This window comes from Mesorhizobium sp. B2-4-2, from assembly GCF_006442845.1.
Taxonomy (GTDB): domain Bacteria; phylum Pseudomonadota; class Alphaproteobacteria; order Rhizobiales; family Rhizobiaceae; genus Mesorhizobium.
Genome location: NZ_VFVM01000017.1, coordinates 1 through 25,874 on the forward strand (window position 1 = coordinate 1; position 25,874 = coordinate 25,874).

21 protein-coding genes are annotated in these 25,874 nt (G+C 59.5%); 6 read left to right on the forward strand and 15 right to left on the reverse strand.

Annotated elements, in window-relative coordinates; all coding sequences use genetic code 11:
- A partial coding sequence (locus tag FJ942_RS28720; protein ID WP_210243351.1) for a hypothetical protein occupies positions 1–306 on the forward strand: 306 nt, incomplete at its 5' end.
- A gap of 212 nt (positions 307–518) precedes the next feature.
- The gene (locus FJ942_RS26355) at positions 519–743 is read left to right on the forward strand and encodes a helix-turn-helix transcriptional regulator (protein ID WP_140899429.1); all 225 of its coding nucleotides are present in this window, start codon (positions 519–521) and stop codon (positions 741–743) included.
- 53 nt (positions 744–796) lie between these two features.
- Here the strand turns inward: FJ942_RS26355 and FJ942_RS26360 are convergent, their stop codons facing one another.
- The 6 genes from FJ942_RS26360 to FJ942_RS26385 form a co-directional block, all read right to left on the reverse strand.
- Positions 797–1,651, reverse strand: a complete 855-nt coding sequence (locus FJ942_RS26360) for a hypothetical protein (protein ID WP_140899431.1) — start codon at positions 1,649–1,651, stop codon at positions 797–799.
- A 156-nt stretch (positions 1,652–1,807) separates the two neighbouring features.
- Positions 1,808–2,632, reverse strand: coding sequence for a hypothetical protein (locus FJ942_RS26365; RefSeq protein ID WP_140899433.1), 825 nt, complete (start codon positions 2,630–2,632; stop codon positions 1,808–1,810).
- A gap of 246 nt (positions 2,633–2,878) precedes the next feature.
- A complete protein-coding gene (locus FJ942_RS26370; protein WP_140899435.1) occupies positions 2,879–4,090 on the reverse strand; it encodes a GIY-YIG nuclease family protein in 1,212 nt (403 codons plus the stop codon).
- A gap of 2 nt (positions 4,091–4,092) precedes the next feature.
- Entirely contained in the window at positions 4,093–6,069 is a 1,977-nt protein-coding gene (locus FJ942_RS26375) for a DEAD/DEAH box helicase (protein ID WP_140899437.1), read from the reverse strand.
- The gene (locus tag FJ942_RS26380) at positions 6,070–8,778 is read right to left on the reverse strand and encodes a DNA methyltransferase (protein ID WP_140899438.1); all 2,709 of its coding nucleotides are present in this window, start codon (positions 8,776–8,778) and stop codon (positions 6,070–6,072) included.
- A gap of 360 nt (positions 8,779–9,138) precedes the next feature.
- Complete coding sequence (locus tag FJ942_RS26385) at positions 9,139–10,344, reverse strand: integrase arm-type DNA-binding domain-containing protein (RefSeq protein ID WP_140899440.1); 1,206 nt, start codon at positions 10,342–10,344, stop codon at positions 9,139–9,141.
- A gap of 537 nt (positions 10,345–10,881) precedes the next feature.
- Here FJ942_RS26385 and FJ942_RS26390 point away from each other — a divergent pair.
- Positions 10,882–11,262, forward strand: coding sequence for a hypothetical protein (locus FJ942_RS26390; RefSeq protein WP_140899442.1), 381 nt, complete (start codon positions 10,882–10,884; stop codon positions 11,260–11,262).
- The gene (locus tag FJ942_RS26395) at positions 11,259–14,057 is read left to right on the forward strand and encodes an AAA family ATPase (protein ID WP_181170045.1); all 2,799 of its coding nucleotides are present in this window, start codon (positions 11,259–11,261) and stop codon (positions 14,055–14,057) included. Before FJ942_RS26390 ends, FJ942_RS26395 begins: the two co-directional genes overlap by 4 nt.
- A 177-nt stretch (positions 14,058–14,234) precedes the next feature.
- On the opposite strand, the gene recQ is transcribed toward FJ942_RS26395, so the two are convergent.
- Positions 14,235–16,085: a DNA helicase RecQ gene (gene recQ / locus FJ942_RS26400; protein WP_140899446.1), complete on the reverse strand. Its 1,851-nt coding sequence runs from the start codon at positions 16,083–16,085 to the stop codon at positions 14,235–14,237.
- 190 nt (positions 16,086–16,275) lie between these two features.
- Between recQ and FJ942_RS26405 the strand changes: the two genes are divergently transcribed.
- Entirely contained in the window at positions 16,276–17,697 is a 1,422-nt protein-coding gene (locus FJ942_RS26405; protein ID WP_140670694.1) for a coniferyl aldehyde dehydrogenase, read from the forward strand.
- Between the two features lie 215 nt (positions 17,698–17,912).
- On the opposite strand, the gene FJ942_RS26410 is transcribed toward FJ942_RS26405, so the two are convergent.
- The 7 genes from FJ942_RS26410 to FJ942_RS26440 all read right to left on the reverse strand — a co-directional run bounded on the left by FJ942_RS26410 (position 17,913) and on the right by FJ942_RS26440 (position 23,571).
- Positions 17,913–18,251 (reverse strand): cupin domain-containing protein, encoded by a 339-nt coding sequence (locus FJ942_RS26410; protein WP_140525007.1) that lies wholly within the window; start codon positions 18,249–18,251, stop codon positions 17,913–17,915.
- A 10-nt stretch (positions 18,252–18,261) separates the two neighbouring features.
- Positions 18,262–19,026, reverse strand: coding sequence for a 2-dehydro-3-deoxy-D-gluconate 5-dehydrogenase KduD (gene kduD / locus FJ942_RS26415; RefSeq protein WP_140525006.1), 765 nt, complete (start codon positions 19,024–19,026; stop codon positions 18,262–18,264).
- Positions 19,023–19,874 (reverse strand): 5-dehydro-4-deoxy-D-glucuronate isomerase, encoded by an 852-nt coding sequence (gene kduI, locus FJ942_RS26420; RefSeq protein ID WP_140899448.1) that lies wholly within the window; start codon positions 19,872–19,874, stop codon positions 19,023–19,025. Before kduI ends, kduD begins: the two co-directional genes overlap by 4 nt.
- Before the next feature lie 22 nt (positions 19,875–19,896).
- A complete protein-coding gene (locus FJ942_RS26425) occupies positions 19,897–20,673 on the reverse strand; it encodes a FadR/GntR family transcriptional regulator (protein ID WP_140899450.1) in 777 nt (258 codons plus the stop codon).
- Positions 20,674–20,681: 8 nt separating this feature from the next.
- On the reverse strand, positions 20,682–21,962 hold the full coding sequence (locus FJ942_RS26430; protein ID WP_140560745.1) for a TRAP transporter large permease: 1,281 nt from the start codon (positions 21,960–21,962) through the stop codon (positions 20,682–20,684).
- Positions 21,963–22,514 (reverse strand): TRAP transporter small permease, encoded by a 552-nt coding sequence (locus FJ942_RS26435; RefSeq protein WP_140493500.1) that lies wholly within the window; start codon positions 22,512–22,514, stop codon positions 21,963–21,965.
- A gap of 79 nt (positions 22,515–22,593) precedes the next feature.
- Positions 22,594–23,571 (reverse strand): TRAP transporter substrate-binding protein, encoded by a 978-nt coding sequence (locus tag FJ942_RS26440; RefSeq protein ID WP_140492983.1) that lies wholly within the window; start codon positions 23,569–23,571, stop codon positions 22,594–22,596.
- 307 nt (positions 23,572–23,878) lie between these two features.
- On the opposite strand from FJ942_RS26440, the gene FJ942_RS26445 reads away from it, so the two are divergent.
- On the forward strand, positions 23,879–25,369 hold the full coding sequence (locus FJ942_RS26445) for a mannitol dehydrogenase family protein (RefSeq protein WP_140899452.1): 1,491 nt from the start codon (positions 23,879–23,881) through the stop codon (positions 25,367–25,369).
- A 53-nt stretch (positions 25,370–25,422) separates the two neighbouring features.
- Here FJ942_RS26445 and FJ942_RS26450 read toward each other — a convergent pair whose 3' ends face one another.
- Positions 25,423–25,830 carry a F0F1 ATP synthase subunit epsilon gene (locus FJ942_RS26450; RefSeq protein ID WP_140492977.1) on the reverse strand — a complete coding sequence of 136 codons (408 nt, stop codon included), beginning with the start codon at positions 25,828–25,830 and terminating at the stop codon, positions 25,423–25,425.
- Positions 25,831–25,874 lie beyond the last annotated feature (44 nt).

A 25,874-nucleotide genomic window follows, 5' to 3' on the forward strand; every position in this document is an offset into this window, starting at 1 on the left:
AATCCTGCAATTCCAAAGCCACAATCGGCCCGGATCAAAAAGCCAAATCAATGGCTTGCGGATAGTTCACGGCCGACTTGCTATGGGACTGATATTCAGAGCAGCGAAAGCAATTTGTATGCGCTGCTCGGAATAGCCAGCCTGCTTCATTTCATTTTTAAGCTCGTCGATCGGCTGCTCTTTCGTAGAAGCCGGCTTGCTGCCGGGACCGCATTCCGAGTTCTTGAAAGCAGTCCAACGCCGGCCATTGAGCGTACCATCGGTTTTGGCGGCATTGAATTTATCAAGACATTCCGCAGCTGTTAGCGCATGGGCTTGCACCGAAACAGCTAGCAGAGCCAATCCCGCTAACGTCGCTAGTCGCGCGATGAACATAATAGCCCCCCAAAAATGGCGCACGGTCCGTCTACGCCGTGACGATGATGATATTGCCAGGCAATGGCGCACCTGCTCCCGCTGCGCCATTTACATACTATAGTTGATAAACTTGACCAGCAAATTCCGCAACGCAGTCCTTTATGGATATGCGCGTATTGATCGGGGAGAATTTTGCTCGCCTTCGGCGGGAAAAGGGCCTCACTCAGGAGGAGGTCGAGGCCCGGTCAGGCTTCAGCCAGCAGTATTTAAGCGGGCTAGAACGGGGAAAGCGAAACCCGACAGTGATTACGCTCTTCGAACTTGCAGAAGCGATCGGGGTCAGTCACCTTGATTTGCTGACACCTCATGACGCTTGCAAGGACTGATGCCTGCACCATGACTCCCGGCGCGCTGCAGCAGATGATGTCGTTGTCTGCGTCTAATTCGGCGGCGTCTGCCCGCCACACGACGACGCGATGTCATCAGCGGTTCTTTGGATGTGCGATCGCATCTCCGCTAGAATGACGGTCAACCGCGTCCCCAGTATCACCTTTTGTTCGGCATGCGCCTCGATAAAGAGAGCAGCAAGTTTTGGATCGAAGTCAGCGGTAAGAGTGTCTGGCGAAATTCGACCCATGTCGACGATGGCTCCGCCGCTACATCCACGAACGGCGATTGCGCTTACCTTTGCGCCCAGTTCATCTCGGGCATGCCTCGCGTTGTAGTCGACCAATATATGGTGGTTCTCCTTGGCAATCGCAGGAAGACAAGAGGCAGACCTTCCTACGCTTGTGTACGGGAGAAGGGATGGAATGACCCTTGTCCCATTGACTCTATTGATCTTGTTTTTCGAATTCGGGTAGCCGAGGCATGTGTATATCCTACCTTCACTTGACGCCACTGAAGCGCTTATTTCCGCTTCCGTAACGAACGTCGCACCTATGAGCTTCGGCACCAAGTCAGCGTTCAGTGGGGCTATTGAGAAATCCGCGTGATCTTTGCGCCGGTCTCCGCTCGGTGGCGTCGTGACAAGGGCCTCAAATTGCAGTGGTGCGAAGTGGTCTGCCCCAAGAAAGAGCGTAGTTGACTTGCTCCAATCGATGACATGGGCGGCAGTCAGCAAATAGTGTCCTTCGGGTAAATCGAGGAGCAAAGCCGATCCGATGTGAAATGGGTCGCCCCCATCAGACACGCCGTAGATTGGCTTCACGGCATTCCGGAAGCGCTTGCGGGCAGCATCCGAAGCTTCGTTCATTCGTTCGCGCGCTATTTCCTCAAGAGTCTTAACAACCATTTTTTTCTGCTCCGGCGCCGAGAGGCACATAGGAAAGTTTTGGAAGAACGCGCGTCCCAGGGGTAGGAATTTAGAACGCTCATTAATTCTGAGTATCGCACCATTTATCGGAACCGGAGCAGAGGGAGCCTCTTTCGGGCCGACGTTAGAGGGTTTCTATCGTGGCTGCGCAATCAATAGGTCGATCCCCATGTCGACCCGGGCAATCTCTCTGGCGACGGCAATATCGACGTTAGCCAGCTCCTCCTCTGGAGAACGGGGAGTGCCATCGGCAGTCGGGCGACGCCTGGCCCTCACTCGCTCCGCAACTAGCTCGTGTGCGTCACGCATAGCTGGGGATACGAGGTCAAGGATGTTTTCTCTCACTTCCCGCGCGGCGAATTGCAATTCACCGAATCGTTTCTCCTCAAACTTAGCACTCAGGGTGGTGGAAAGCTGATCGAATGAGAGGGCTTTGATCGGCTTCGGCTTAGAACAAAAATACCCGGTTGCCAGTCCACGCCGGTACGCGATGGTATGAATTTTGTCGTCGGGTAGTGGTCCAATTTCCGTAGGCGAAAAGAAGACAGATCGCCGAGCGACTGCTGCAGCGTTGTAAGCGCTATCAAAGGCTCGAACGTTTTCGAGCGTCGGGGCGGCATAAAATACGTTCGCGGGATAGCGTGACTCCAGCTCTATCAGCAGTTCATGCTGACGGGAGATATCCCTTCTCATCACTGCGATTCGAAAAAAGGGAACTCTAAGACCTGGACAGTTCCAATTTGCGATCTCAAAAGCAGTTCCGCGCCGCATCAGTTCAGGGAGTTTGTACTGTAAAAAAAGAGGTGTGGCTGGGAAGTTAATCCGGATATCGAACCCCCACGACCCCTCCTGAATCAGATTCGGGAAGACTGGCGCTCCCACTGGCGCAATGGGAGACGAGCGTATTAGGTTTTCGGTAAATGCGTATCCAAATGAAAATTCTGTATAGCCCACTTTCACAATTCGCCCCCTGCATTTCCTCTTTTTACGAGGCAGGATACTGAGTTGTCGACAACAAGCCTGCATAGTCGGTTAGTCCAAGCCGCCGCATCAGCCTCCACACATCGGACATCAGCTCAGCGGGAAACAACATTCCGCGCCGTGCGCGGACTCGATCAGCTCTGCGCGCACAGTTTCCTGCCATGCTGCTAAACCCTAGCTGGCTTCGGCTGAGGCCCTTTGGGTAAATTGTCGGCAGAGTCGCCGCTACGAGGCTTTCACCGGCAGGATGACACCCGCCTTCGAGTCATATCGGTAGTGGAGGATGCTCCCATCAAGCAGCATAGGAATCGCCTGCTCGATGACGGACAACGGAAGCAGAAACCATTCTTTCGGCTTAAAGGGCCTTCCGAACCGATCCATGATCTCTATGTTCAGCCGCACTTCCCCGAAGAAGCGATGCAGCAAGTTCTCGAACTTGTTCGCATTGAGATCGATCGCGTCATAGGTGCGGACGGGATGTACCGGTGCAAGCAGGAAAGTTGGATCGTCCTTCGCCATTCTGATCCGCTCTTCGAAAGGGCCCGTCGTAAACCCAATCTTGAACAAATGGCCGTCTAGTTTCACGATCTCAGGCGCAGCCGAAAGACTTCTCACAACGTAGATGCATCCGGTTACACGACCCTTCGGTGCTGCAACGCTTTCGGTCGCCGGCTCCGTCCCGAACAGCGGCCCCGCTTCGGGACTGGAAATGCGCCGTCCACTCGGATCTTTGTAGAGTTCGGTTGCCAATGACCGTAGAAGGTTTTCACCCTCCGTGCCGTTCTCGAAAATGAGACGCAAGCGCGCGTTCCGCTTTCCATTGCGGAAATGCGGATCGTTCACTTCCGCCACATAAACCATGATGCCGTTCAAGATGAAGAATTCGCCGGCATTGATTTCCTGTTCGTTCGCAAACTTTATGCTCTTGCGCTTGCCGGAAACAAGGTCGGCAACGCAGGCGTCGAACAGCGGCTTGAATATCTGAAAGTCCTTTGCCGGCTTTCTCTCCGATACCTTATCCGGGCGCGCGGCCCTCGGGCGCGCATGTCTGAGATGGAAAATATCCTCGCTGGCCGTGTTCAGCAGCTCGTCGTCCAGACCGAGTATTTCCTCAACGCTAGCGGGTTCGTACGCGGTTGCCGTTTCGTCGGCCAGGAGCCCATGACGGTCATGAGCCGTGAGCTGGGCGGCGATGTGTCGATTGTCCCGGTAGCCTTTGAGGCGCATCGACAACACGCGCTCCTTGACAGACGGCTTTCGATCGCTCGGCCCCTCGCCCGGGACATAACCGTACTGATCGATAAAGCGGTTCAGTTCCTCGAAATCGTGCGTAATGCGTGATGCATCCGAGCTCGCGGCCGATGTTGCGGGCTTCACGTCGAGCAAACCGTCATGGTCCTCCGAAGACAGTATCTGCTCAAGGGTCAGGCGCGTCATGGCTAACTCTCAGCACTGACTATCTTTGCCCGTTCGCGCTTCTTGGCTTGTAACCACGCGAGGGCCTCGGCCAGCCGCCGCTCGATCGGATTGGGACTGACTAGGCTCGGGGCAACGCCCTTTTCTTTCCTGAACGCCTGGATACGTGGCCAGCTCGACACCGCCTCCTGTTCCGTCATGGAAATCCTCGTCGATGCCACAGCGGCGTGGATTGTGCGCAGGACGTCTTCCGTCACCGACTTCGACAGAATTTCGTAGGCTTTCTGGAAGGGATTTATCGAATCGATCAGGTCCATGTCGAGCTGATCGATGTTGATGAGACGTTCCGCCATGCGGACGAATTTCGTGTCGCCGTGCTGCTCGATCTGAACGGAGGGGCTCTTGAAGACGCCGTTGGCGACAACTGCTTGACGGACTTCTTCCACCTCGTCCGGCGTGAGATCGGGATATTTGTGCTCGATCACCTTCGGGATGATAACTTGGTTGACGATTTCTGGCGAATAGTCCGGATTCATCCCCGCCCGTAAAACGTCGGTATCCTGGATGATCGCAGCGGTCAGGTCGTTGAGGTCGCTTTCGAGAATCTGGCGCGTGCGCTCCGAACTCGGCTCGGCGAAGCCCTTGATTGCGATAATGTTGTCATCTTGCGTATAGACGATATCAGTCTCCTTTCGCGAGCCGTCCAGCTCGTCGGCGTCGGCCTTGGTCCTGAACTTGAAATTGGGCGCCAGTACCTGCTCCATAAGCAGAGAACAGGCAATCGCCTTGAGCATGTTATTGACGGCATCGGTCACCCGCTCTTCGCTCGCGTCTGGTTCGGCGATGAGATTGGTAAATTGCGCGTGGGTCTTTCCAGGAGCGTCGCGCGTCGCGCGTCCGATGATCTGGATGACTTCGGTAAGCGAGCCGCGATATCCGACAGTCAGGGCGTGCTCGCACCAAATCCAATCGAAACCTTCCTTCGCCATCCCGAGCGCGATGATAATGTCAACGTCGTCGCGGCCCTCGATCTTGCGCAACGTCCGCATGACCCGCTCGCGTTCCGGCCCGTCATCGACGAGGTCGGCGATTTTCAGAATACGCCCGTCCGCCCGCTGCACGCTGTAAAGGCCCGTCTCGTTGTCCTTCTCCAGCACCGTCCCGAGATGATCGTGGATGCGGTCCACCTCGTCGTATTTGTCCGATGTGGATTCTGCGGACCGGACATGGGGTATATGAACGATCGTCTTCAGGTCCGAATTCAGGACCTGATTGATGGCCTCGATGTAACGACCGCGATAGAAATGATAACCGATCCCAAGCGTCTTGAGATACTGGTAGCCGTTTAGCTGTTCATAATAGGTGTATGTGACCCGGTTAAAGCGCCCCTCATCTTCGGGCTGCAAAACCGGCGCGGTGTCGCCCCGGAAATAAGACCCGGTCATTGCAACGATATGGGCCTTGTCATCCTGCATAAGCGCACGAACGACCTCGCCCAGTCGATTGTTCTCGTCGGCTGACACATGATGAAATTCATCTATGGCAAGCACGCTGTCAGCGAACGCGGGCGCGCCGAGCTGATCGAATGCAAATCGCAGGGTTGCATGCGTGCAGACAAGAATCTCGTCGTCCGATGCCATAAAGGCTTTGAAGGCGGCGACCTTCCCGGCGGCGCCTGCGGAATCGGTGAGATTCCATTTCGAATCGACGATCCAGTCCCGGAAAAATCCCATCTCTGTCAGCTTCGTCGACTTGAAGGAGGTGCCTATCGAACGCTCTGGTACGGCGACGATGACTTTGGACAGGCCCTGATTTTCGAGCTTATCCAGTCCAATAAACATCAGCGCGCGAGACTTGCCGGACGCTGGCGGCGCTTTCACCAACAGATACTGCGAATTGCGGGCGTCGAAGGCGCGCGCCTGCATGGCACGCATGCCGAGCGCATTGACCGATTGGCTCGCTCCGGTCTGGCCGTAGGTAACGGTAACGAAATCGGCCATTTATGGCGCTCCCGGCGCGAGTTCCTGCCGGCCGAGCCGCTTGATCGGCTGTGCCCTTTTCAATCCCGCCGCGTAGCGGTCGAACAAGGTCTCCAGCCGTTCACTGTCGGTTCGAAAAGGCCGGCCGATATATATGGTCTCGATCGTATCATCTAATGCGTTGTGAGCCTCCGATAGTTTGGACGGCATCGTCTCTCCGTCGTAAAGCCAGGCCAGTGTTTTGCCCGGATGGGCCTCGCGGGCAGCAAGAATTTCGATGGCGTGATCTTCCAGCGTAGACTTCTGAGCCTCAGACAAATCCGGAATTGGAAACGTGTTGTAGACGAGCGTATTCGAGTACCGTAGCCGGGTTTCATGCTGCCCGCCGACCGCCATGGCCCAAACTATATGAAGTCGGGACGAAAGCACGGACATCAAATATTCAGGTCCATCATATATCGCAAAAAGTAGGTCGGTAACGATTGCCTCAGAAGGCAGCATTGCTACAGGCAGGTATCGACGGCGCTCGGAAGAGACCTTTGGAATTGCGAGAAGATGATCGGATGCAACGTTTCTGTCACGAAACTGATGCGGTCGTCCGGCAAGCGCTTTCGTCCCCGCGTCGATGCTTTTCAGCCGCATTGCCTTTGATTGCGCAATTCGTGTTGCAACCGACGGTATCGACTCGGCTAGCGCCAAATTACCGTCGTCAATCCACAAGCACCACCGCTCCAGCCCTTTGATCAACTCATTGGAGCCGTAAGCTCGCCGCAGAAGAACGGCCGCTGCGGGGGATTGCTCTACGAGAGTCTCCTTCTCGGTGGGCGACATCAAGAGATGCCCCCCGTCCGCAGGCATATTCCCGAATTTCATTATGACCCGGTTTGACTTGGCATTGCTTATCGAACGGACAATTAGATTGTCGCGATCGAGGAGATATGGGCTGATATTTTTTACAACCCTGGAGATGTCTTCAGAATAGAGGGTCTTTCTCTCGGTGCTACGTTGTCTGATTCCAACGATAATGCACGTCACGCCGGCATTCTTTGCAGCGCTGTTTCTCCATTTGAACGATTGGTGGGCAAAACCAATCTCAAGGTCCAATTTCAGCACGAGGGGCCAGAGGAGGCCTACCTGCTCCCCCTGACAGATGGAATTTGTTGTAACAAGAGCACACTTCGCCGAAGTCTGAGAGCAATAGAATGCGCCCTTCGCAGTCCAGCAAGCGACATAGTCGAGCCGCTTATAAGACTTGATATGCGCAGAAAATATGTCCGCAATTTCGGACTTTTGCTCCGCAGTTTGCTTAGCGCGGCCGAGGTACGGTGGATTTCCAACGATATATGTCTCAGCATTCGGGAACGGCGGGCATACTTGCATCCAGTCCACGCGAGTTGCGTTCCCGTGAACTATGTTGCCGCTATCGCGCAACGGCAGCGCAGGCGGAGCCTTTCCGAATGTCGCCTTGAAAAGCTCGTTCATCTGGTATTCCGCAATCCAGAGTGAGAGCTTGGCGGTTTCCGAGGCAAAGTCGGTCAATTCAATACCGAAGAATTGCGCGAGCTTTACCTCCGTTATCGGCAGCGACCATTGCCGGGCAATTTCCTTTTGCCGCTCGAACACGCGCATTTCGAGTTTGCGCAATTCCTTGTAGGCGATGATGAGGAAATTGCCCGATCCGCATGCCGGGTCGAAAACGCGGATGTTATAAATGCGCTGGAGAAGCCTTTTGAGCTTCGCCTCACTGTCCTTCGCCGCTTCGAACTCCTCTTCCAATGAGCGCAGAAATAGTGGCTCCAACACCTTCATGATGTTGGGAACCGACGTGTAGTGCAGACCCATGTCCTCGCGTAGGCCGGGCTGCGCCACGGCCTGAATCATAGACCCGAAAATGTCGGGGTTGATCTCTTTCCAATAGAGCTCGCCGCACTCTTTGAGAAGTCGTCGCGCCCGCTTGGAGAACTTCGGCACCTGGGTCTTGTCGCGAAAAAGTCCGCCGTTCACATATGGAAAGAGCCTCGCATATTCCGGCAGGTGCTGGCGTTCCTCAGGTTTCGTATTCATCGCCTCGAACACCGCCCCAAGGACTGCGGTGGTGTCGGAGCCGTCTTCCTGGGTCAGGCTCATGACGGTGGACGTAAAAATGTCCTTTTCGAAAATCGAGGTGTCTTCAGCAAAGAAGCAGAACAGCAGGCGCGTCATGAACTGATTGAGATCATGAGTGTAATCGCGCTCGATCCAATCGCCGTTGGCGTCCAGGATCGCGTCATACAGCTTTGCTACCCGACCGGTCGCCTTGATGTCGGCAGGATTTTCGGCGGGCGCTTCGTACCGTTCGATATTCGCCAGCGGCAGAAAAAATAGGAACTGGTCGTTCAGTTTGCCAAAGCCGACATCGACATTTTGATCCGCTTTCAGATCGCGGCAATACACATCTTCCCCGTCCGTGGCCATCACAAAGCGGGGATGGTGTTTCTTGACCAGAGGATCTGTGAGCATCGCATCGACGGTTTTCGAAACTTGCCCCTTCGCGGCGACTCGGAAGAAAAGCCTGCTTTTCCAAAGCACATCGCCGGGCTGGCTGGCGTGGTTGCCGGAACCCTGCCTAAGCTTGGTTATGGTCGCCTTCGGAGCGTCGTAAATCTCGAGGAAGCGAAAGGCGAATTCCGCAGGGTCAAACGGCTGATCAACAAGGTCCTGAAGTTCGGATTCTATTTCAACGATGTTCATCGGCGCACGCTCAACTGTTGCAAGAGCTGTCGCTTTTTAGCGAGCGAAGGGGAGCTAGCTCCTTTTTTTCATCGTCGGCGAACACAGCGAGAGGCGGGCCATATTTTCTAATTAAGCCCGGCGCAACACGGCAAATGGCCATGAGCAATCCGAAGCCGTCCTCCGCATCTCGGGCCGAAATGTCGCGCATGATTCGCTTTCCAATGACGACCTATTCTAGCCAACATGGACGCTGATAACGCAAGGCCGGGCTGTGGCGAAGTTCGGATAATAGAGGAGAACGATTGAGCGGGCGATTTCACCCCTGGCGCCAGCCAGCATTCGCGCAACGTGCCTGCCTCTTCCAGCGTCCGGCCGATACTACGCCTTGTGGCTTTTCTGCAACCTCACGACGTTCGCCACCTTCGGCCCCGCGAGATAGTCAGACCAAGCCTGCATCAGCTTGCGGCGCTTCTCGATGGCGTCCGCCCGGCGATAAGCTCGCTCCACGGCATTGCCCACCTCATGGGCAAGAGCTGCCTCCGCCACCTCACGGGGAAACATCGTCCTATCGCCTGCCCAATCCCTGAAAGACGAGCGAAAGCCATGAACTGTTACGTCTACGTCCAATCGCCGGAGCAGCATTTCCATTGCGGATGTCGACAGTGGCTGGTCCTTTTTCTGCCCAGGGAAGACGTAGTCGGACACCCTCAGATCATGAAGAAGCTTGACGAGGTTCAACGCGCGGCTGGATAGCGGCACGCGGTGTTCCTTGCTGGCTTTCATCCGTTCGGCAGGAATCACCCAAAGGCCAACATTCAGATCAAGCTCGTCCCATTTTGCGCCGTAAACCTCCCCAGAGCGCGCAGCGGTCAGGACAAGGAACTCCAAAGCTCGCGCTGCCATTGCTTCTGCGGACCTCAGTCGCACGACGAATGCTGGAACCTCATGAAAGGGCATCGCGGCATGATGACCTCGGGTCAGCTTCCTCCTTGCCGGCAGCACATTCTTTAGATGACCGCGCCACAGGGCGGGATTTTCCCCTTCCCGCCAGCCCTTGGTCTTTGCGAAATCCAAGACACGCTCGATGCGCCCCCGGAGCCGAGAAGCTGTCTCCGGCTTAGTCGTCCAGATCGGCTTCAGCACCTGCAAGACCTCCTCGGTGCCAATCGTCGAGACCCTCTTTGCGCGGATAGGCTTACAGTACTCCTCAAGCGTCATTTTCCACTGCGCGCGATGCTTCTCATTCCGCCAAGAGGCCTCCATCGACGCCAAGAATTTATCCGCGCAGTCCCCGAAGGTCGGTTCGGCTTCCTTGGCTCGTTCGGCGATAGGGTCCCGCCCTTCCGCAACAGCTACGCGGCATTCGGCGGCTTTCGCTCTCGCTTTCGCCAATGACACCGCTGGGTAGGCGCCTAAGCCCATTTCCCGTCGCTTGCCGCCGGCAGGCGTCCACATGAAGAGCCACGACTTGGTGCCGACGGCAGACACGTTGAGATACAGACCGCCCCCGTCGCTATGCCGGCCGGGGTTCCACTTATCCGACTTAACCTTCACGTCCGTAAGTTTCTGAAGTGAGCGAGCCATTTCCCCACTTTCTTCCCCATTTCAAATCAGGGATAATAGCGAACGATGGTGAACGATGAAAGACGCATCGCCCGCTAAACCGTTGAAGAATCAAGGTCGGGTGAGACGCCTGCGAGCCATGGCGAACAATAGTACGGCGGACTCCCTCTCCGCCATTCCTATGCCACAACACACAAAAATATAGCTTGGCACAGAAAAGCCGATGCGCGCTAGGGCTGCAGTCGCTTGAGAAACGGGTCAAGAGACTCCGCTTGCTACCGAAGCGCGGCAGCCGGCTCTTCAACGTTGCCCAGGATGATCTATCGCATTCAATGCACAACTGATGTCCCGTCTTCGTCGATTGGGCCGTACGATGGAGCATCAATAACGGCCGATGACCGGATGCTTGAGCCAGCGCTCTATTTGAAGCTGCATTTTACTGGAAGGCACTTGCCGTGCTCTTGGCACATGGTTAAGCAAGCGTCATCCTGCCTTGTAATGTACGGAGCGTGGGGGAAGATTCTGCTCGATTTTGCCTATAAAGCGCTCAGACGTCGAATGAACGAACTCGCCGTCGCAGCTCGTAAAGATGTCGACGCCGCCTCTAAAGGTATACTGCTTTTCTATGCTGCTGAGTGCGGCTTGAAGGCAATATATATGTCCCGAAACAGCCTTCGTATGGCCAGTGACAAAAATTCTGCTGCCAAGAAGTCGGCAAGCGAATTTGGGCATAAGCTGGACGATCTCATTCGTGAGCTAAAGATCCGCCCGGATAGGCTTTCGCATACACCTGGCAGTATAACAATGAATACCGGTGAACCTCTTTCCGTGAATGAGGTTCACCAAGCATGGCGATACGGGGGAGTTATCTCCGAGCATGAGGCTGTGCTTGAATGGTTGGGACGGGCTATAGCTTACGTGACGGAGGAATTCAAATGACGGCGGACAACGATCCCATGCAGGTAGGCCCGCCGATTACTTGGATCGACGTGGCGCGCGCCTTATCAAGGCTCGATCCTACAAGCGATAGTTGGCTGTCTAAGCCGAAAGGGTTGTACAGAGTTCATGTCGATTGGGCCGGAGCCAACTTTGGAATCGACGCCAATCCCTCAACCCCAGAAGAGGTCAAAACCTGGTTGAAAGACGTTGTGCCAGGCCTCCTACTTAGTGACCATGGCAATGCCTTTCGCTTGGATGGACCTGAGGGACTTGAGAAACTCCCGATAGAATATGAAATCGGCGAAGGCCCGCTCGCGACTGTGCGAGTGAGCCTCGGCGCCATTGACGGAGACGTGGCTTTTGGCGCGCCATCGAGAAATGCTGCCACCGCGCCGCGCCCCGTCCCGGTGATAGCTTGCCACAGCGTTAAAGGGGGCACGGGACGCACAACGTCAGCCATCGCAATAGCATCAATCTGGCAGAGGCGCGCGGGGAAACCTATCCTTGTGGTCGACGCCGATATCGAAGCCCCTGGGTTGAGTTATCTTTTCGCCGAAACCAGAACCGAGGCGCGCGTATCGTTCGAAGATCTGATCACGCTTGCACACGCTTCGCCCGATCAAGATAAAACCTCGATCGCAAAATGGGTGGCAAATCGACTTCAGTCTCAACGGCTAGGTCAACTCGTTGTTCTTCCACTCCGCCGGGCGCTGGATGAACTAGCGAGTTCGACAGTTCGTGCCGAGCATTTAGCTTCGCCAGATAACCCGTATGCCTTGGCTGACATCATAGCTATTACCGCTAATGCTGCAGGATGTGCCGGAGCAGTGGTGGATTTGCGCGCGGGGCTGGTGCCAGTCTCACTCCAGCTGATGCTTGATCCAGATGTTCCACGGGTTTTGTGCACTTCGCTCTCAAGCCAATCCATCAATGCGACAGGCGCCCTTTTTTCGTTTATTTCCCGAGAGCTACGAAAGCTTGTCGTCAAGCAGACTCCACCGCTTCTGATAGTGAATCGAATTCCTACCATCTTCCGCGAGTATGGAACAGACGACAAAATATTGGACCCGATACTACGGCGGATTGAAACGAGTTTAATACCTGACGACGGAAAGGAAACCCCAGCAAATGTGCCGATCCTCAACGACGAAATTGCACTAACGCCTTTTATAATAACGAAAATCGGAGACATTCCTGACCTCCATGTACCGAGATCGCGCTGGGACGACTTCGCGGTTCAGCTTGAAACCTCCGGATTTGTTCGTCAGATGCAGTCGGCGGTTGACGAGTGGCTCGATCGTGCATTGCCGGCTAGCCAAGCAGAGGCTGATGCCAGCACAGAAGCCCCGCGGCCGCTCGCGATTGAAACACCTGAACAACGACGCGGAATGCTAAATCGATTTTCTAACGCAATGGAGTTCGCCGAATCCAAAAATGCAATAAGTGAGACACCATTGGTCACTGGCCCTTTGAGGGCTTTCGGACAGGAGGGGCAAACTCCGATTGTCGTAAGCGAAGGTGCTAAGGGCACAGGAAAGACCCTCACCGCTCGCTATTTTGTTGGCAAGGGGACATGGCGAAAAGCGATGGAGCAACTCGTGCAGGCGCCAACCCCATTTGATGCTCAACTCTTACCGGTTGTTAGTTCGACTGTAGGTGGTAGCGATTACCTACTTGAGGTTGACGGGCGGCGACGCGCTGCGAGCGCTGCTCTAGGCCTTGGAGAACCGCAAAAGTCCACCGACACTAAGGACGAGATTGCATCCGCAGTTGCTACTTCCCGTACGCAGCCAGAATGGACGAAGTTGTGGCTCGACATTATTGCGTGGGCTGCGGGCTTTGAGGTTCGCCAATTGGGAGCAGGAGAGCGCTTCCTATCGAAACTCCGAGAAACGAAAACGTCTGTCGTTGCGATTGTCGAAGGCATTGAGGAGATACGAGCCACCACGGCTGATAATAGTTTTGTTGCTATGTTGGGATCACTATTAGTCGATTTGCCAGCGCGCCTAAGGACTGAGCAGGGCCGGCCTCTAGGGTTGATAGTTTTCGCAAGACGCGACACGGTTGAAATTGGCGTACCGCAAAACGTAGGCCAATTCCGCCAACAATATAAGGATTTTGCGCTCACGTGGGACGAACCCGATGTGTTAGAGCTAGCCGCTTGGCTCGCCACAAAGTCGGGAGCGCTGAGCATCTGGGATGCATCGTTCAAGTCCCGCAGCCGGGTAGACCAAGAACAACTCCTAGAACGCCTTTGGGGTCGAAAACTTGGCCCTGATGATAGAGATGGAAAACGCACGCAAGAAGCATATACCGCAAACTGGGTGCTGGCTGTCCTGTCAGATTTGCAGGGTCGCCTTACAGCTCGTGATCTAGTTCGCTTTGTGAAAGAAGCGTCTTCGGTTCCGGTGACTCAACAAGAAGAGACACAGTACTCAGGGCGGCTTCTTTCGCCGTCGGCGTTACGGCGAGCAGTTGGCCCGACAAGCGACGCGAAGGTTTCCGAGATTCAGGAAGAAGTTCCCGAACTGAAAACTATATTTGCAAAAATAAGACAGCACACGAATGCCGTTAAAGCGCCTATAAGCCAAGAAAATATGCAACAAATGGATATAAGCCTTGATGAATTGATGCTTTTAAAGACGCATGGCGTTATATTGGATGAGTCTCCGCCCTATGAGGTTCCCGAACTATTTCGTATCGGCCTTGGGCTTACACACGGAGGCGCAAGGCGGAACGTCATTGGAATAATGCGCCGCGCTAAGGAGAGGACCAGCCTCAGGAATAATTTGTAAGATGGGCCGTAGTGGCCGGACTGGAGGCGTCGCGACGGATGACCGTCCGACGATCATCCTACTTCGGAGCATCATCCCAAAGACCCGCATACAGGCAAGGCCGTCGAATCGTCGTGCCCACCCGCCTATCGTGGAGACGAACCGCAGGCACGAACACCCATGCCCAATTTGGCGGTCTCAGGTTGAGCCATCGGTTTTGTGCGCCGCGATTGCGCCCAGAAAAATTTCCCCGAATTCCCTAAGCTTCGCCGCTCCCACGCCATTCACCTCGGCGAACGCGTCGAGGTCGCGCGGGCGGCGTTCGGCCATGTCGATCAGCGTGCGGTCGGAGAACACGACATAGGCCGGGACCTGCCGCTCCTTGGCCAGCCGCAGCCGCAGCGCCTTGAGCGCGCCCAGCAGCGATCCATCCACGCCCTCGGCGCTGGCGGCGGAGCCTTCCCCGGAACGCTTCCTGCCGCGCGCGAGAGGGTCCCGCGTCTCGACGCGATAATGGAACGCAACCTCGCCGCGCCCGAGGGCGCGGCCGCTTTCGGAAATGGCGAGGCCGCCATGGCCGTCCGGATCCGGCACAAGGAACCCGCCGGCGACCAGTTGCCGGATAAGCGACAGCCAGACCGTTTTCCTATGCGCCGCGCCGGCCCGGAAACTGGTCAGCGTTTGATGGCCTCTCGCCAGTACTTTCTCCGTCTCGTGGCCGAGCAGGATGTCGATGACATGGGCGGCGCCGAAGCGCTCGCCGGTCTGCGCGACGGCCGTCAGGATGATCCGCGCTTCCGTTCCGCCATCGGCGCGCGGCGCCTGGTCGAGGCAATTGTCGCAATTGCCGCAGGGCGCTGCCTGTTCGCCGAAATAGCCGAGCAGGATCTGGCGGCGGCACTGTACCGCCTCGCAATAGCCGATCAACGTATCGAGCCGGCGATGCCCGCGCCTCTTGTGTTCAGGTGATGATTCTTCGTCGTCGATGAACAGGCGCCGCATGCGGATGTCGCCGAGCCCGTAAAGCATATGCGCCTCGGCCGCCCGCCCGTCGCGGCCCGCGCGACCGATCTCCTGATAATAGGCTTCGAGGCTGCCCGGCAGGTCGGTGTGGAAGACATAGGCGACGTCGGGCTTGTCGATGCCCATGCCGAAGGCGATGGTCGCCACCATGACGACGCCGGAGAGCGTCATGAAGGCGTTCTGATTCGCCTCACGCGTCTCCTTGCTCATCCCGGCGTGATAGGCGAGCGCGGTGACGCCGTTCTTCTCGAGGAAGGCCGCCATCTCCTCGGTCTTCTTGCGTGACAGGCAGTAGACGATGCCGCTTTTGCCCGCGTGACGCTCGACGAAGCGCAGCAACTGGCGCTTGCTGTCCTGCTTGGCCTCGAGGGCAAGCTTGATGTTCGGCCGGTCGAAACCCAGCACCACGGTTTCGGCGCGCCCGGCAAACAGACGCGCTTCGATATCGGTGCGGGTAGCCTCGTCCGCCGTCGCCGTCAGCGCGATGATCGGCACTTGCGGGAAAATGGAGCGCAGCCGCGACAGATCCTCATATTCGCGCCGGAACGCCGGACCCCATTGCGAGATGCAATGCGCCTCGTCGATGGCGATCAGGCTGACGTCGAGCTTGGCCAGCGCCTCGAGCATCCGCTCGGTCATCAGCCGCTCCGGCGCGAGGTAGAGCAGGCGCGTCTGGCCAGAGGCGACACGGCGCCATGCCGCCACATTGGCCTCGCGCTCGATCGAGGAGTTGATCGTATCGGCTGACACGCCGGCAAGGCGCAACGCCGCGACCTGATCCTGCATCAGCGCCACCAGCGGCGAGACGACGATGGCAAGGCCGCCCAGGACCAGCGCCGGAACCTGGTAGCAGAGCGATTTCCCCGCACCCGTCGGCATGACGGCCAGCACATGGCGTCCGCCCAGCAGCGCGTCCATGATTTCGGCCTGGCCGGGACGAAAATCGTCGAAGCCGAACACGTCCTTCAACACGCGTTGCTTGGGGTCTGGTACATCCGGCGGAACGCTCGCCGTCGATATTGCCATCTCGCAATGGTCCCCTGGTTTGGCTGAGGCAACGTTCTTAAAGCGAAGATCGCCGGAACGCTATCCGCGATGCGCGGGGTGGCATGTCCACCGGCTCCAATTCGCGCCTTCCCCTGCGACATCAGCACCCCTGCTGGATTCGCTCACGCGCTGCGATGTAAGCTTGCCCGGCGCGATCAGGGAGGGAGCGATGCTGCAGACCAGACAGGACGCTCTCGGCGAGCGCTTCAAGCAGCAGCGCGCCGCATTCGAGGCGCAGCCCTTTCCGGGCCTCGATGTCCGCAAGGATCGCCTCGTCCGGCTGCTGGCGCTCACGGAAAAGCATGAGGCCGACATCTGCGCGGCAATCGACACCGACTTCGGCGGCCGCTCGGCTCATGAGACCCGCCTTGCCGAGCTGTTCGTGGTGCGGGCCGGCATCCGCCACGCGCTGTCTCACCTGAAAGGCTGGATGCGGGAACGCCGCGTCGCCACCACCTTGCCGTTTCTGCCGGGCAGGAACCGCCTCGTCCCGCAGCCGCTCGGTGTCGTCGGCATCGTATCGCCCTGGAATTACCCTTTCCAGCTCGCCGTCGCGCCGGTCACCGCGGCGCTCGCCGCCGGCAATCGCGTGCTGGTCAAACCCTCCGAATTGACGCCCGCCTTTTCAGCGCTGCTGGCGCGCCTGGCCGCCGAGCATTTCGCACCGGACGAACTCGGCATCATCACCGGCGACGCGGAGGTCGGCAAGGCTTTCGTGTCGATGCCTTTCGATCACCTGCTGTTCACCGGTTCGACGGCCGTCGGCCGCGAGGTCGCATTGGCCGCCGCGGCCAACCTCACTCCAGTCACGTTGGAACTCGGCGGCAAGTCGCCGGCAATCTTCGACCCCTCATGCGACCTCGATGCGGCGGCGGCCAGCGTCGCCTATGGCAAGCTCCTCAATGCCGGGCAGACCTGCATCGCGCCGGACTACCTGCTGGTGCCCAAGGGACAGTCAGGCATCGTGGCAGAGAAACTCGCGGCGGCTATGGCGAAGCTCTACCCCAGCCTGCGCGACAATCCGGACTATACCGCCATCGTCAGCGACCGGCATTATCAGCGCCTGCGGGCCATGATCGCGGAGGCCCGAGACGCCGGCGCCGATGTCATCGAAATCAACCCGGCCGGCGAGGCGTTCGGCGCCGCAGGCCGCAAATTGCCGCCGACCCTGGTCAGGAACGCCGATCCCGACCTGCGGCTGATGCGCGAAGAGATTTTCGGGCCGGTGCTGCCGATCCTCGAATATGCCGGGATCGACGACGCCATCGCCCATGTCAACCGGGCCGACCGGCCGCTGGCGCTCTACTGGTTCGGGCGAGACGGCGGCAACCGGCAACGCATCCTGCACGAGACCATCGCCGGCGGCGTCACCATCAACGATTGCATGCTGCATCTGGTGCAGGAGAACCAACCCTTCGGCGGCGTCGGCGCCAGCGGCATGGGCGCCTATCACGGGGAATGGGGCTTTCGCACCTTCAGCAAGGTGAAGCCGGTTTTCCTGCAGTCGCGCTTGAGCGCGGGGAGCCTTCTGCGTCCGCCCTATGGCAGGACCTTCGAACGGCTTTTCGGCCTGCTCAGGCACATCACTTGAACGCCGTGCACCGCCCGCCGGTGCTATTATATGGCGGTCCGCGTTAAGCCTATCTTCACCATGATTCGGCAGGCTCCATCTCCTGCGGCCACGTTTCGAGTACCGCGGCGCGCAAGCGCCCAGGCAACAGACCCGCGCCTCTCCGGAGGCGCGGGTTTTTCATTTGGAAACAGCGCGCCGAAACGAGCGTCCATCGCTCATCGCATGGCCGCCCCTCAGGCAAGGAAATCGGCCCGGTGCGGCGTAAAGCTGTCGACGAGCCGGCCCGCCTCGAGCGCCTTGACACCGTGCACCAGGCCGGACGGCACGATGAAGCTGCCGCCCGTCTCGAGGATTTCGGTCCGGCCGTCGATGGTCACTTCGAAGCGGCCCTCGGCGACGTAGCTTGCCTGTACATGCGGATGCGAATGCAGGGCGCCGACGCCGCCCTTGTCGAAGGCGAACTCGACCATCATCAGTTCATCCGTGTGCAGGAGAACGCGCCGCCTGTTGCCGTCCGGCGTCGCCGTCCAGGCGCCCGCGCCGGCCTGGGAGAAGATTTTCGTTTCGCTCATCGCAATATCCTCATCGCGCCAGCCAGCCGCCATCCACCGGCACCACTGCGCCATGCATATAGTCCGACGCCGGCGCCAGCAGGAAGGCCACCGCATCGCCAACATCTTCCGGCCGGCCCCAGCGGCCGGCCGGGATGCGCGCCAGGATCGAGGCGCTGCGGTCGGGATCGGCGCGCAGCGCCTGCGTATTGTTGGTTTCGATATAGCCCGGCGCGATGCCGTTGACGTTGATGCCTTTCGCTGCCCATTCGCAGGCGAGCAGCCGGGTGATGCCGAGCACGCCGTGCTTCGAGGCGGTGTAGGACGCGACGCGAATGCCGCCCTGGAAACTCAGCACCGAGGCGATGTTGACGATCTTGCCTTTGCGTCCGCCGGCAAGGACGCGCCTGGCAAAGCCTTGGCAGAGCAGAAAAGCCGTCTTCAGGTTGAGGTCGAGCACCTCGTCCCAATCGGCCTCAGAAAGGTCGATTGCATCGGCGCGCCGGATGATGCCGGCATTATTGACCAGCCCGTCGAGCGGCCCGCTTTCGTCCCACACGCGCTCCAGCATCGGACCTGCGGCAGATGTGTCGGCAAGGTCGGCCGCGACCGCCTCGAACCGCCCGCCCGCCGCGGCGATCCTTGCGGCCGTCTCATCCATCGAGGAACGGCCGACACCGACGACCGTGCCGCCGGCGCGCGCGATCGAGACGGCAATGCCCTGGCCGATGCCGGTGTTGGCGCCGGTGACGAGGATGCGCCGGCCGGTCAGGCTGAAGGCGGAAAGATCGCTCACCGCAGGTCTTCCATCGCAACCGGATCGACATCGGTGTAGTCGACGTTGTCGCCAGCCATCGCCCAGACAAAGGCATAGTTGGAGGTGCCGGCGCCTGAATGGATCGACCAGCCGGGCGACAGCACGGCCTCCTCGTTGCGTATGACGATGTGTCGGGTCTCGTCCGGCTCGCCCATGAAATGGAAGACGCGCGCCGCCTCCGGCAGGTCGAAATAGAGATAGGCCTCCATGCGCCGGTCGTGCACATGGCACGGCATGGTGTTCCAGATGGAGCCCGGCGCAAGTTGCGTCATCCCGACCACGAGCTGGCAGGTCCTGGCCCCGTCGGCATGGATGAACTGGAAGATGGAGCGTTCGTTGCAGGCCTCCTTGCTGCCGAGATCGAGACGCCTGGCATCACCGATGCGAATCAGCCGGCTGGGAAAGGTTTGATGCGCCGGCGCGCTGAGCAGATAGAACTTCGCGGGCGTCGCCTTGTCGACTGAGGCGAACGACACGTCCTGCGTGCCCATGCCGAGATAGAGCATGTCTCGCGCCTGCAGCTCATGGAGCTGGCCGCCGGCTTCGATCGTGCCGGCCCCGCCGATATTGACGGCGATCAACTCGCGGCGATCGAGAAAGCCGTTCGTTCCGGTCGGCTTGATTGCCTCCAGCCGAAGCGCCGCGCCGGCCGGCATCGCGCCGCCCACGATCATGCGGTCGTAATGTGTGTAGGTCAGGCTGACGCGGTCGGGCTGGAACAGGTCTTCGATGTGGAAATTGTGGCGCAACTCGTCGGTCCCCATGGCCGCAGCGGCGGCGGGGTCGATGGCGAAGCGCGATGTATAGTCGGTATGGTTCTGGCTCATTGCTGTCCTGACTTGAGATGGATCATTCGCCGCCGGCCGCCTTGACCGAGTCGGAATAATAGACCTGCCGCGCATGCAGGCGCTCGCGATAGCGCTGCTGGCTGGCCGAGAGATGCGTGCGCATCGCCTCGCGCGCCGCTTCGGCATCGCCGGATGTGATCGCGTTCAGGATCACCAGATGCTCGCGCTGCAGCCCACGCTGATAGCTGTCGGACTGCACAATCTCGGTCGACCAGGGCGAGGTCACGTCGCACGGAATGGCGCGCCGGCCGAGCACGTCGAGCATCTCGACATAGAACGGGTTGTTGGTGGCGCTGGCGATTGCGCGATGGAAGGCGAGGTCGGCCGGACCGGTCGGCTCGCTGGCGAGCAGCAGCCGTTCGAAGTCGAAGAAGGCTTCCTGGATCGCCGCTTCCTGGGCCGCGTTGCGGCGGATCGCGGCGAGCCCGGCCGATTCGATCTCGATGGCGAGCCGCACTTCGAGCACGTTGAGTGCGATCGAATCCTTGCTGCCCATATCGGCCGCGAGCGCGCCGAACATCGTCGAGATGTGCTCGGTGACGAAGACGCCGGCACCCTGCCGCGGCTCGACCAGGCCGTCGGCGGCGAGCTTGGCCAGGGCTTCGCGGATGACGGTGCGGCTGACGCCGAAGGTTTCGGTCAACTGGCCCTCGGTCGGCAGTTTGTGGCCGGGCAGGATCTCGCCTGCCTGAAGCTGCCTGCGAATTGCCGCGACGACGGTTTCCGACAGTTTGGGTTTTCTCTCGACCCTGAGGTCGGTTGCGCTATCCAATGCCATGTCGTCCTCTATTTGAACACGCTCGGCAACCAGAGCGAGATGGCCGGAATATACGTCACCAGCCCGAGAACCACGATACCGGCGCCATAGAACGGCCAGATCGAGCGCATCGCTTCCCAGACGGTGATCTTGCCGACGGCGCAGGCGACGAACTGCACCGTGCCGACCGGCGGCGTGTTCAGCCCGATGCCGAGATTGAGGATGGTGATGACGCCGAAATGCACGGGATCCACGCCATAATGCGTGACCAGCGGCAGGAAGATCGGCGTGCAGATGATGATCATCGGTCCCATGTCCATGAAGGTGCCGAGCACCAGCATCAGGACATTGAGCAGCAGCAGCACGACGAGCGGATCGGTGGAGATCGCATTCATGCCGGCGATCAGCAGCACCGGCACTTTGAGATAGGCCATCAGCCAGCTGAAAGAAGCCGCCGTACCGATGATCAACAGCACCATCGAAGTGGTGCGCACGGCGCCCTTGGTGGCGTGGACGAAATCGCTCCAGCCCATCGAACGGTAAACGAGGACGGTAACAAGCAAGGCGTAGAGAATGGCGATGCACGAACTCTCCGTCGCTGTGAAGATTCCGGAGCGGACGCCGCCGAAGATGATGCCGATCAGGAGCAGTCCCGGAATAGCGATGAGCGCCAGCTGCCCGACACGCGAAAAACCGGGGAAGGCCTCGACCGGGTAGCCGCGGCTGCGGGCGACGAAATAGGCGGTGACCATCAGCGAGGCGGCGAACAAAAGGCCCGGTAGTATGCCGGCGGTGAACAGGTCGGCGATCGAAATCTTGCCGCCCCCTGCGATCGAATAGATGATCATGTTCTGCGATGGCGGCAAAAGCAGCGCGATCAGCGCCGCCATCGAGGTGACGTTGACGGCATAGTCGGCGCCGTAGCCGCGTGCCTTCATCTGCGGGATCATCAGCCCGCCGACGGCCGCGGCCTCGGCCACGGCCGAGCCGGAAATGCCGCCGAACAGCGTGCCGGCGATGATGTTGACCTGACCGAGGCCGCCCCGGACATGGCCGACCAGGGAGCCGGCAAAGGAAACGATGCGCTGCGCGATGCCGCCGCGCACCATCAGATCGCCGGCATAGATGAAGAACGGGATCGCCATCAGGGAGAACGCGCTCATGCCCGATTTCATCTGCTGGAACACGACCAGGGGCGGCAGGCCGAGATAGAGCACGGTGGCAAAGGATGCCGCACCGAGGCAGAACGCGATCGGCGTGCCGCCGAACATCAGCAGCGTGAAGACGCCGAACAGGATCCAGAGCTCCATCTAGGCCTCCTGCACCGCCGGCATCTCCGGCACGTCCTCGAGATTGATGTCCTTGTCGATATCGACGCCCGACCAGCGCAGCGCGATGCGCTCGGCCGAGAACAGGCAGATCAGCACCCCGCCGGCGACCAGCGGCAGATAGTCGAAGCCACCCGGCAGCTCGAGCGCCGGGATGATGGTGTGCCAGGTCAGGCCGACAAGCTTGCAGCCGTACCAGACCATGCCGAATCCGAAGCCGAGCACGATCAGGTCGGACAGCGTGCGCAACGCTCCCTTGCTGCCTTTCGGCAGGACATAAAGCAGCACGTCGAACCCCATATGGTAGTTCTCCCGCACGCCGACGGCGGCGCCGAGGAAGATGAACCAGTTCATCAGCATGATGGCGCTGGTTTCGGTCCAGCTCGGCGACGAATTGAGCACGAAGCGGAAGAAGACCTGATAGGCGACGAGCGCGGTCATGGCGACCAAGCCGATGCCGGCCAGGTAGAGTGCCCCGTCGCAGATCCTCGAAAGCACGACGCTAAACCGTGGCGGCGCCGCGCTGCTTGTCATTGTCGCCATCTGATCCTCCCGATCGCCGGCCGGTCACGAAGGCGCGGGACGGCGTGCATTGCCCGCCCCGCGGCCGACTTCACTTGGTTGCCTGGACGCGGGCGGCGAGGTCCTTCAGCGCCGGCGTCGACAGGTATTTGTCGTAGACCGGCTTCATCGCGTCGATCAGCGGCTGCTTGTCGATCTCGCTGACCTTGACGCCTGCCTTTTCGACGATGTCGCGGGATTTCTTCTCCTGCGCGTCCCACAGTTCGCGCATCTTGACGACGCTGTCCTTGGCCGCCTGGCGCACGATCGCCTGGTCTTCCGGCGAGAGCTTGTCCCAGCTCGCCTTCGCCATCACCAGCACCTCCGGAACGATCTGGTGCTGGTCGAGCGTGTAGTGCTTGGCGACCTCATAGTGCTTGGCGGATTCGAAGCTCGGCCAGTTGTTTTCCGCGCCGTCGATGACGCCGGTCTCAAGTGCCGAATAGACTTCGCCATAAGCCATTGGCGTGGCGTTGGCGCCCAGTGCGTTGACCATGTCGACGAACACGTCCGACTGGATGACGCGGAATTTCATGCCCTTCAGATCGGCGATCGAGGCGATGTCCTTCTTGGTGTTGTAGAAGGAGCGCGCGCCGGAATCGTAGAAGGCCAGACCGACCAGGTCATGTGCCTCGAAAGCTTTCAGGATGTCGTCGCCGATCGGCCCGTCCATGACATGGCGCATATGTTCGACCGAGCGGAATATGTAGGGCAGCGACGGCACCGCGGTTTCCGGCACGATGCCGTTGAACGGCCCCATCGAGACACGGTTGAGGTCGATGACGCCGGTCTGGGTCTGCTCGATCGTGTCCTTCTCCTCGCCGAGCTGCGCCGAATGATAGACCTCGACCGAATAGCGGCCATCGGTGCGCTGCTTGATCAGCTCGCCCATGTATTTCACCGCCTCGACCGTCGGATAGCCGTCGGGGTGCGTGTCGGCCGACCGCAGCACGGTTTGCGCGTTGGCGATGCCGATCAGCAGCGAGCCGAACGCGAATGTAGCCGCCGTCAATTTCGAAAAATGCAACATGACTTCCTCCCTTTTCAAAAATCAAGGCGCCGGCTCAGAGCCGGTGCGGGCGAGCGAGCGTGGACGCACGTCGGCGCGAAACAGCAAATCCGCATCGGTCAGTGCCACGGTGATCCTCCCAAGAGGCGCTATCGGTAGGGTCGCAAGGAAATAATGTCAACATACAAAAAATGGATTGTTGTATGATGACTTTGGATCGGCAACCGGCCATTGTGTGGGACGGCAGTGGATGTTACGCCGCTGCCGTTTCTCCTTCGCCGACCTTACGGGGCGGCTCCCAAAGGCCAATCGGGGACTTCGCACAGCAATGAACAGGCGTCTTTCGAAGGATACGATCGCGACGTTGCCGGCCAGGATCGCCGTGCCGCGTTTTGATCGCGCATCGGTCACGCAAGGCATCGTGCATCTGGGGGTCGGCGCCTTTCATCGCGCCCACCAGGCAGCCTATGTCGACGATTGCCTGGCTGCCGGAGAGACGGATTGGGGCATCGTCGGCGTGTCGCTGCGCAGTGCCGAGACGCGCGATGCGCTGGCGCCGCAGGACGGGCTCTACACGCTGGCGATCCGCAGCGGGGGCGAGGAAAGTCTTCATGTCATCGGCTCCATCGGCGCGATGCTGGTGGCGCCGGAAGATCCCGCCGCCGTGCTGGCCGCGCTGACCGATCCGCGCACCCGCATCGTGACGCTGACCATCACCGAGAAAGCCTATCTGCGGGCCGCCGGCGGCGGGCTCGACGCAGCCCACCCTGATATCGCCCACGATCTGGCGAACCCGCATCTGCCGAAGACCGCGCACGGTTTTCTGGCCGAGGCGCTTGCACGCCGTCGCGCGGCCGGCGTGCAGCCCTTCACCGTGCTCTGCTGCGACAACCTGCCTGCCAACGGGGCGACCTTGCACAGGCTGCTGGTGGAATTCGCCACGCTGCGCGATGCCAGCCTCGGTGAGAAGGGCGCTACCAGGCTTGCCGGCCATATCGCCGACAAGGTCGCGTTTCCCTCGAGCATGGTCGATCGCATCGTGCCGGCCACGACCGATGCCGACCGGGCGCGGATCGCTCTCGAGCTCGGCGTCGACGACGCCTGGCCGGTCATGACCGAGCCGTTCCGCCAGTGGGTGGTCGAGGACAATTTTCCGGCAGGCCGCCCGGCCTGGGAAAAGTTCGGCGTCACCATGGTCGGGGATGTCAGGCCCTTCGAGGACATGAAGCTGAGACTGCTCAACGGTGCGCATTCGGCCATTGCCTATCTCGGCCTGCTCAGCGGACACGCCACCGTCGACCGCGCCTTCGCCGATCCGGCGATCAGGCGCTTTGTCGATGCGCTGTGGGCCGAGGCAATCCCGACGCTGCCCACCGATGCCGGCCTGGACACCGCGAGCTATACGGCAGAGCTTGCCCAGCGTTTCTCCAACACAGCACTTGCCCACCGCACCGCACAGATCGCCAATGACGGCAGCCAGAAACTGCCGCAGCGCATCATTGCCTCCGCGATCGAGCGCCTCCATTCAGGCGCCGCGCCCGGACATCTCATGCTGGCGGTTGCCGCCTGGATCGCCGCCTGCGAAGCACGCGGCAAATCCCTGCCCGACGGCCATTTCACCGATCCGCTCGACATGCCGATGACGGCGATCATTGACCGGAATCTGCCCGCTGCCGAAACCGTCGCGGCAGTGTTCGATCTCGCCGGCTTCGCGACGGGGGCGCCTGAGCGGCCAGGATTGATGGACCTTGCGGCCGTCCATCTCGAGCAGTTGCGCCGTGGCGGACCGGCTCAGGCCTTCGCGGCATTGGGCATTTAAAAACAAAAAAGCGAGGCAAGGCCCCGCTTTTCAGTCGAGTACTGGTGCCAGCCTCAAGCCGGCAGGATGGCGCCTTCCAGCGTGGTGAGCTGGCTGAGGAATTGTTCGGCCTTCGTGCGCGACCGGTCGTCCTTGGCGTCGGCGGCGTCTTCCCTGGCTTCCTGGATGCGGCGCGCGAGATCGGCGCGGTCGACATCCTTCACCGCGACAGCCGATTCCGCCAGCAGCGTGCAGCCGGCCGGAACGATGTCGGCGAACCCACCGAACACCACATAACGCTCTTCACCGCCCGAGGCGGCCTTCACCGTCACGACGCCTGGCTTGATGGTGGTCATGACCGGTGCGTGATGCGCCATGACGGTCATCTCGCCCTCGGCACCCGGAATGACGACGGCCTCGACCTCTGCGGAAACCAGCAGGCGCTCCGGCGAGACCAGTTCGAACTTGAAAGCTTCTGCCATGTCGATTTAGCGAGTAGGGAATAGTGAGTAGGGAAGTAGGGGAA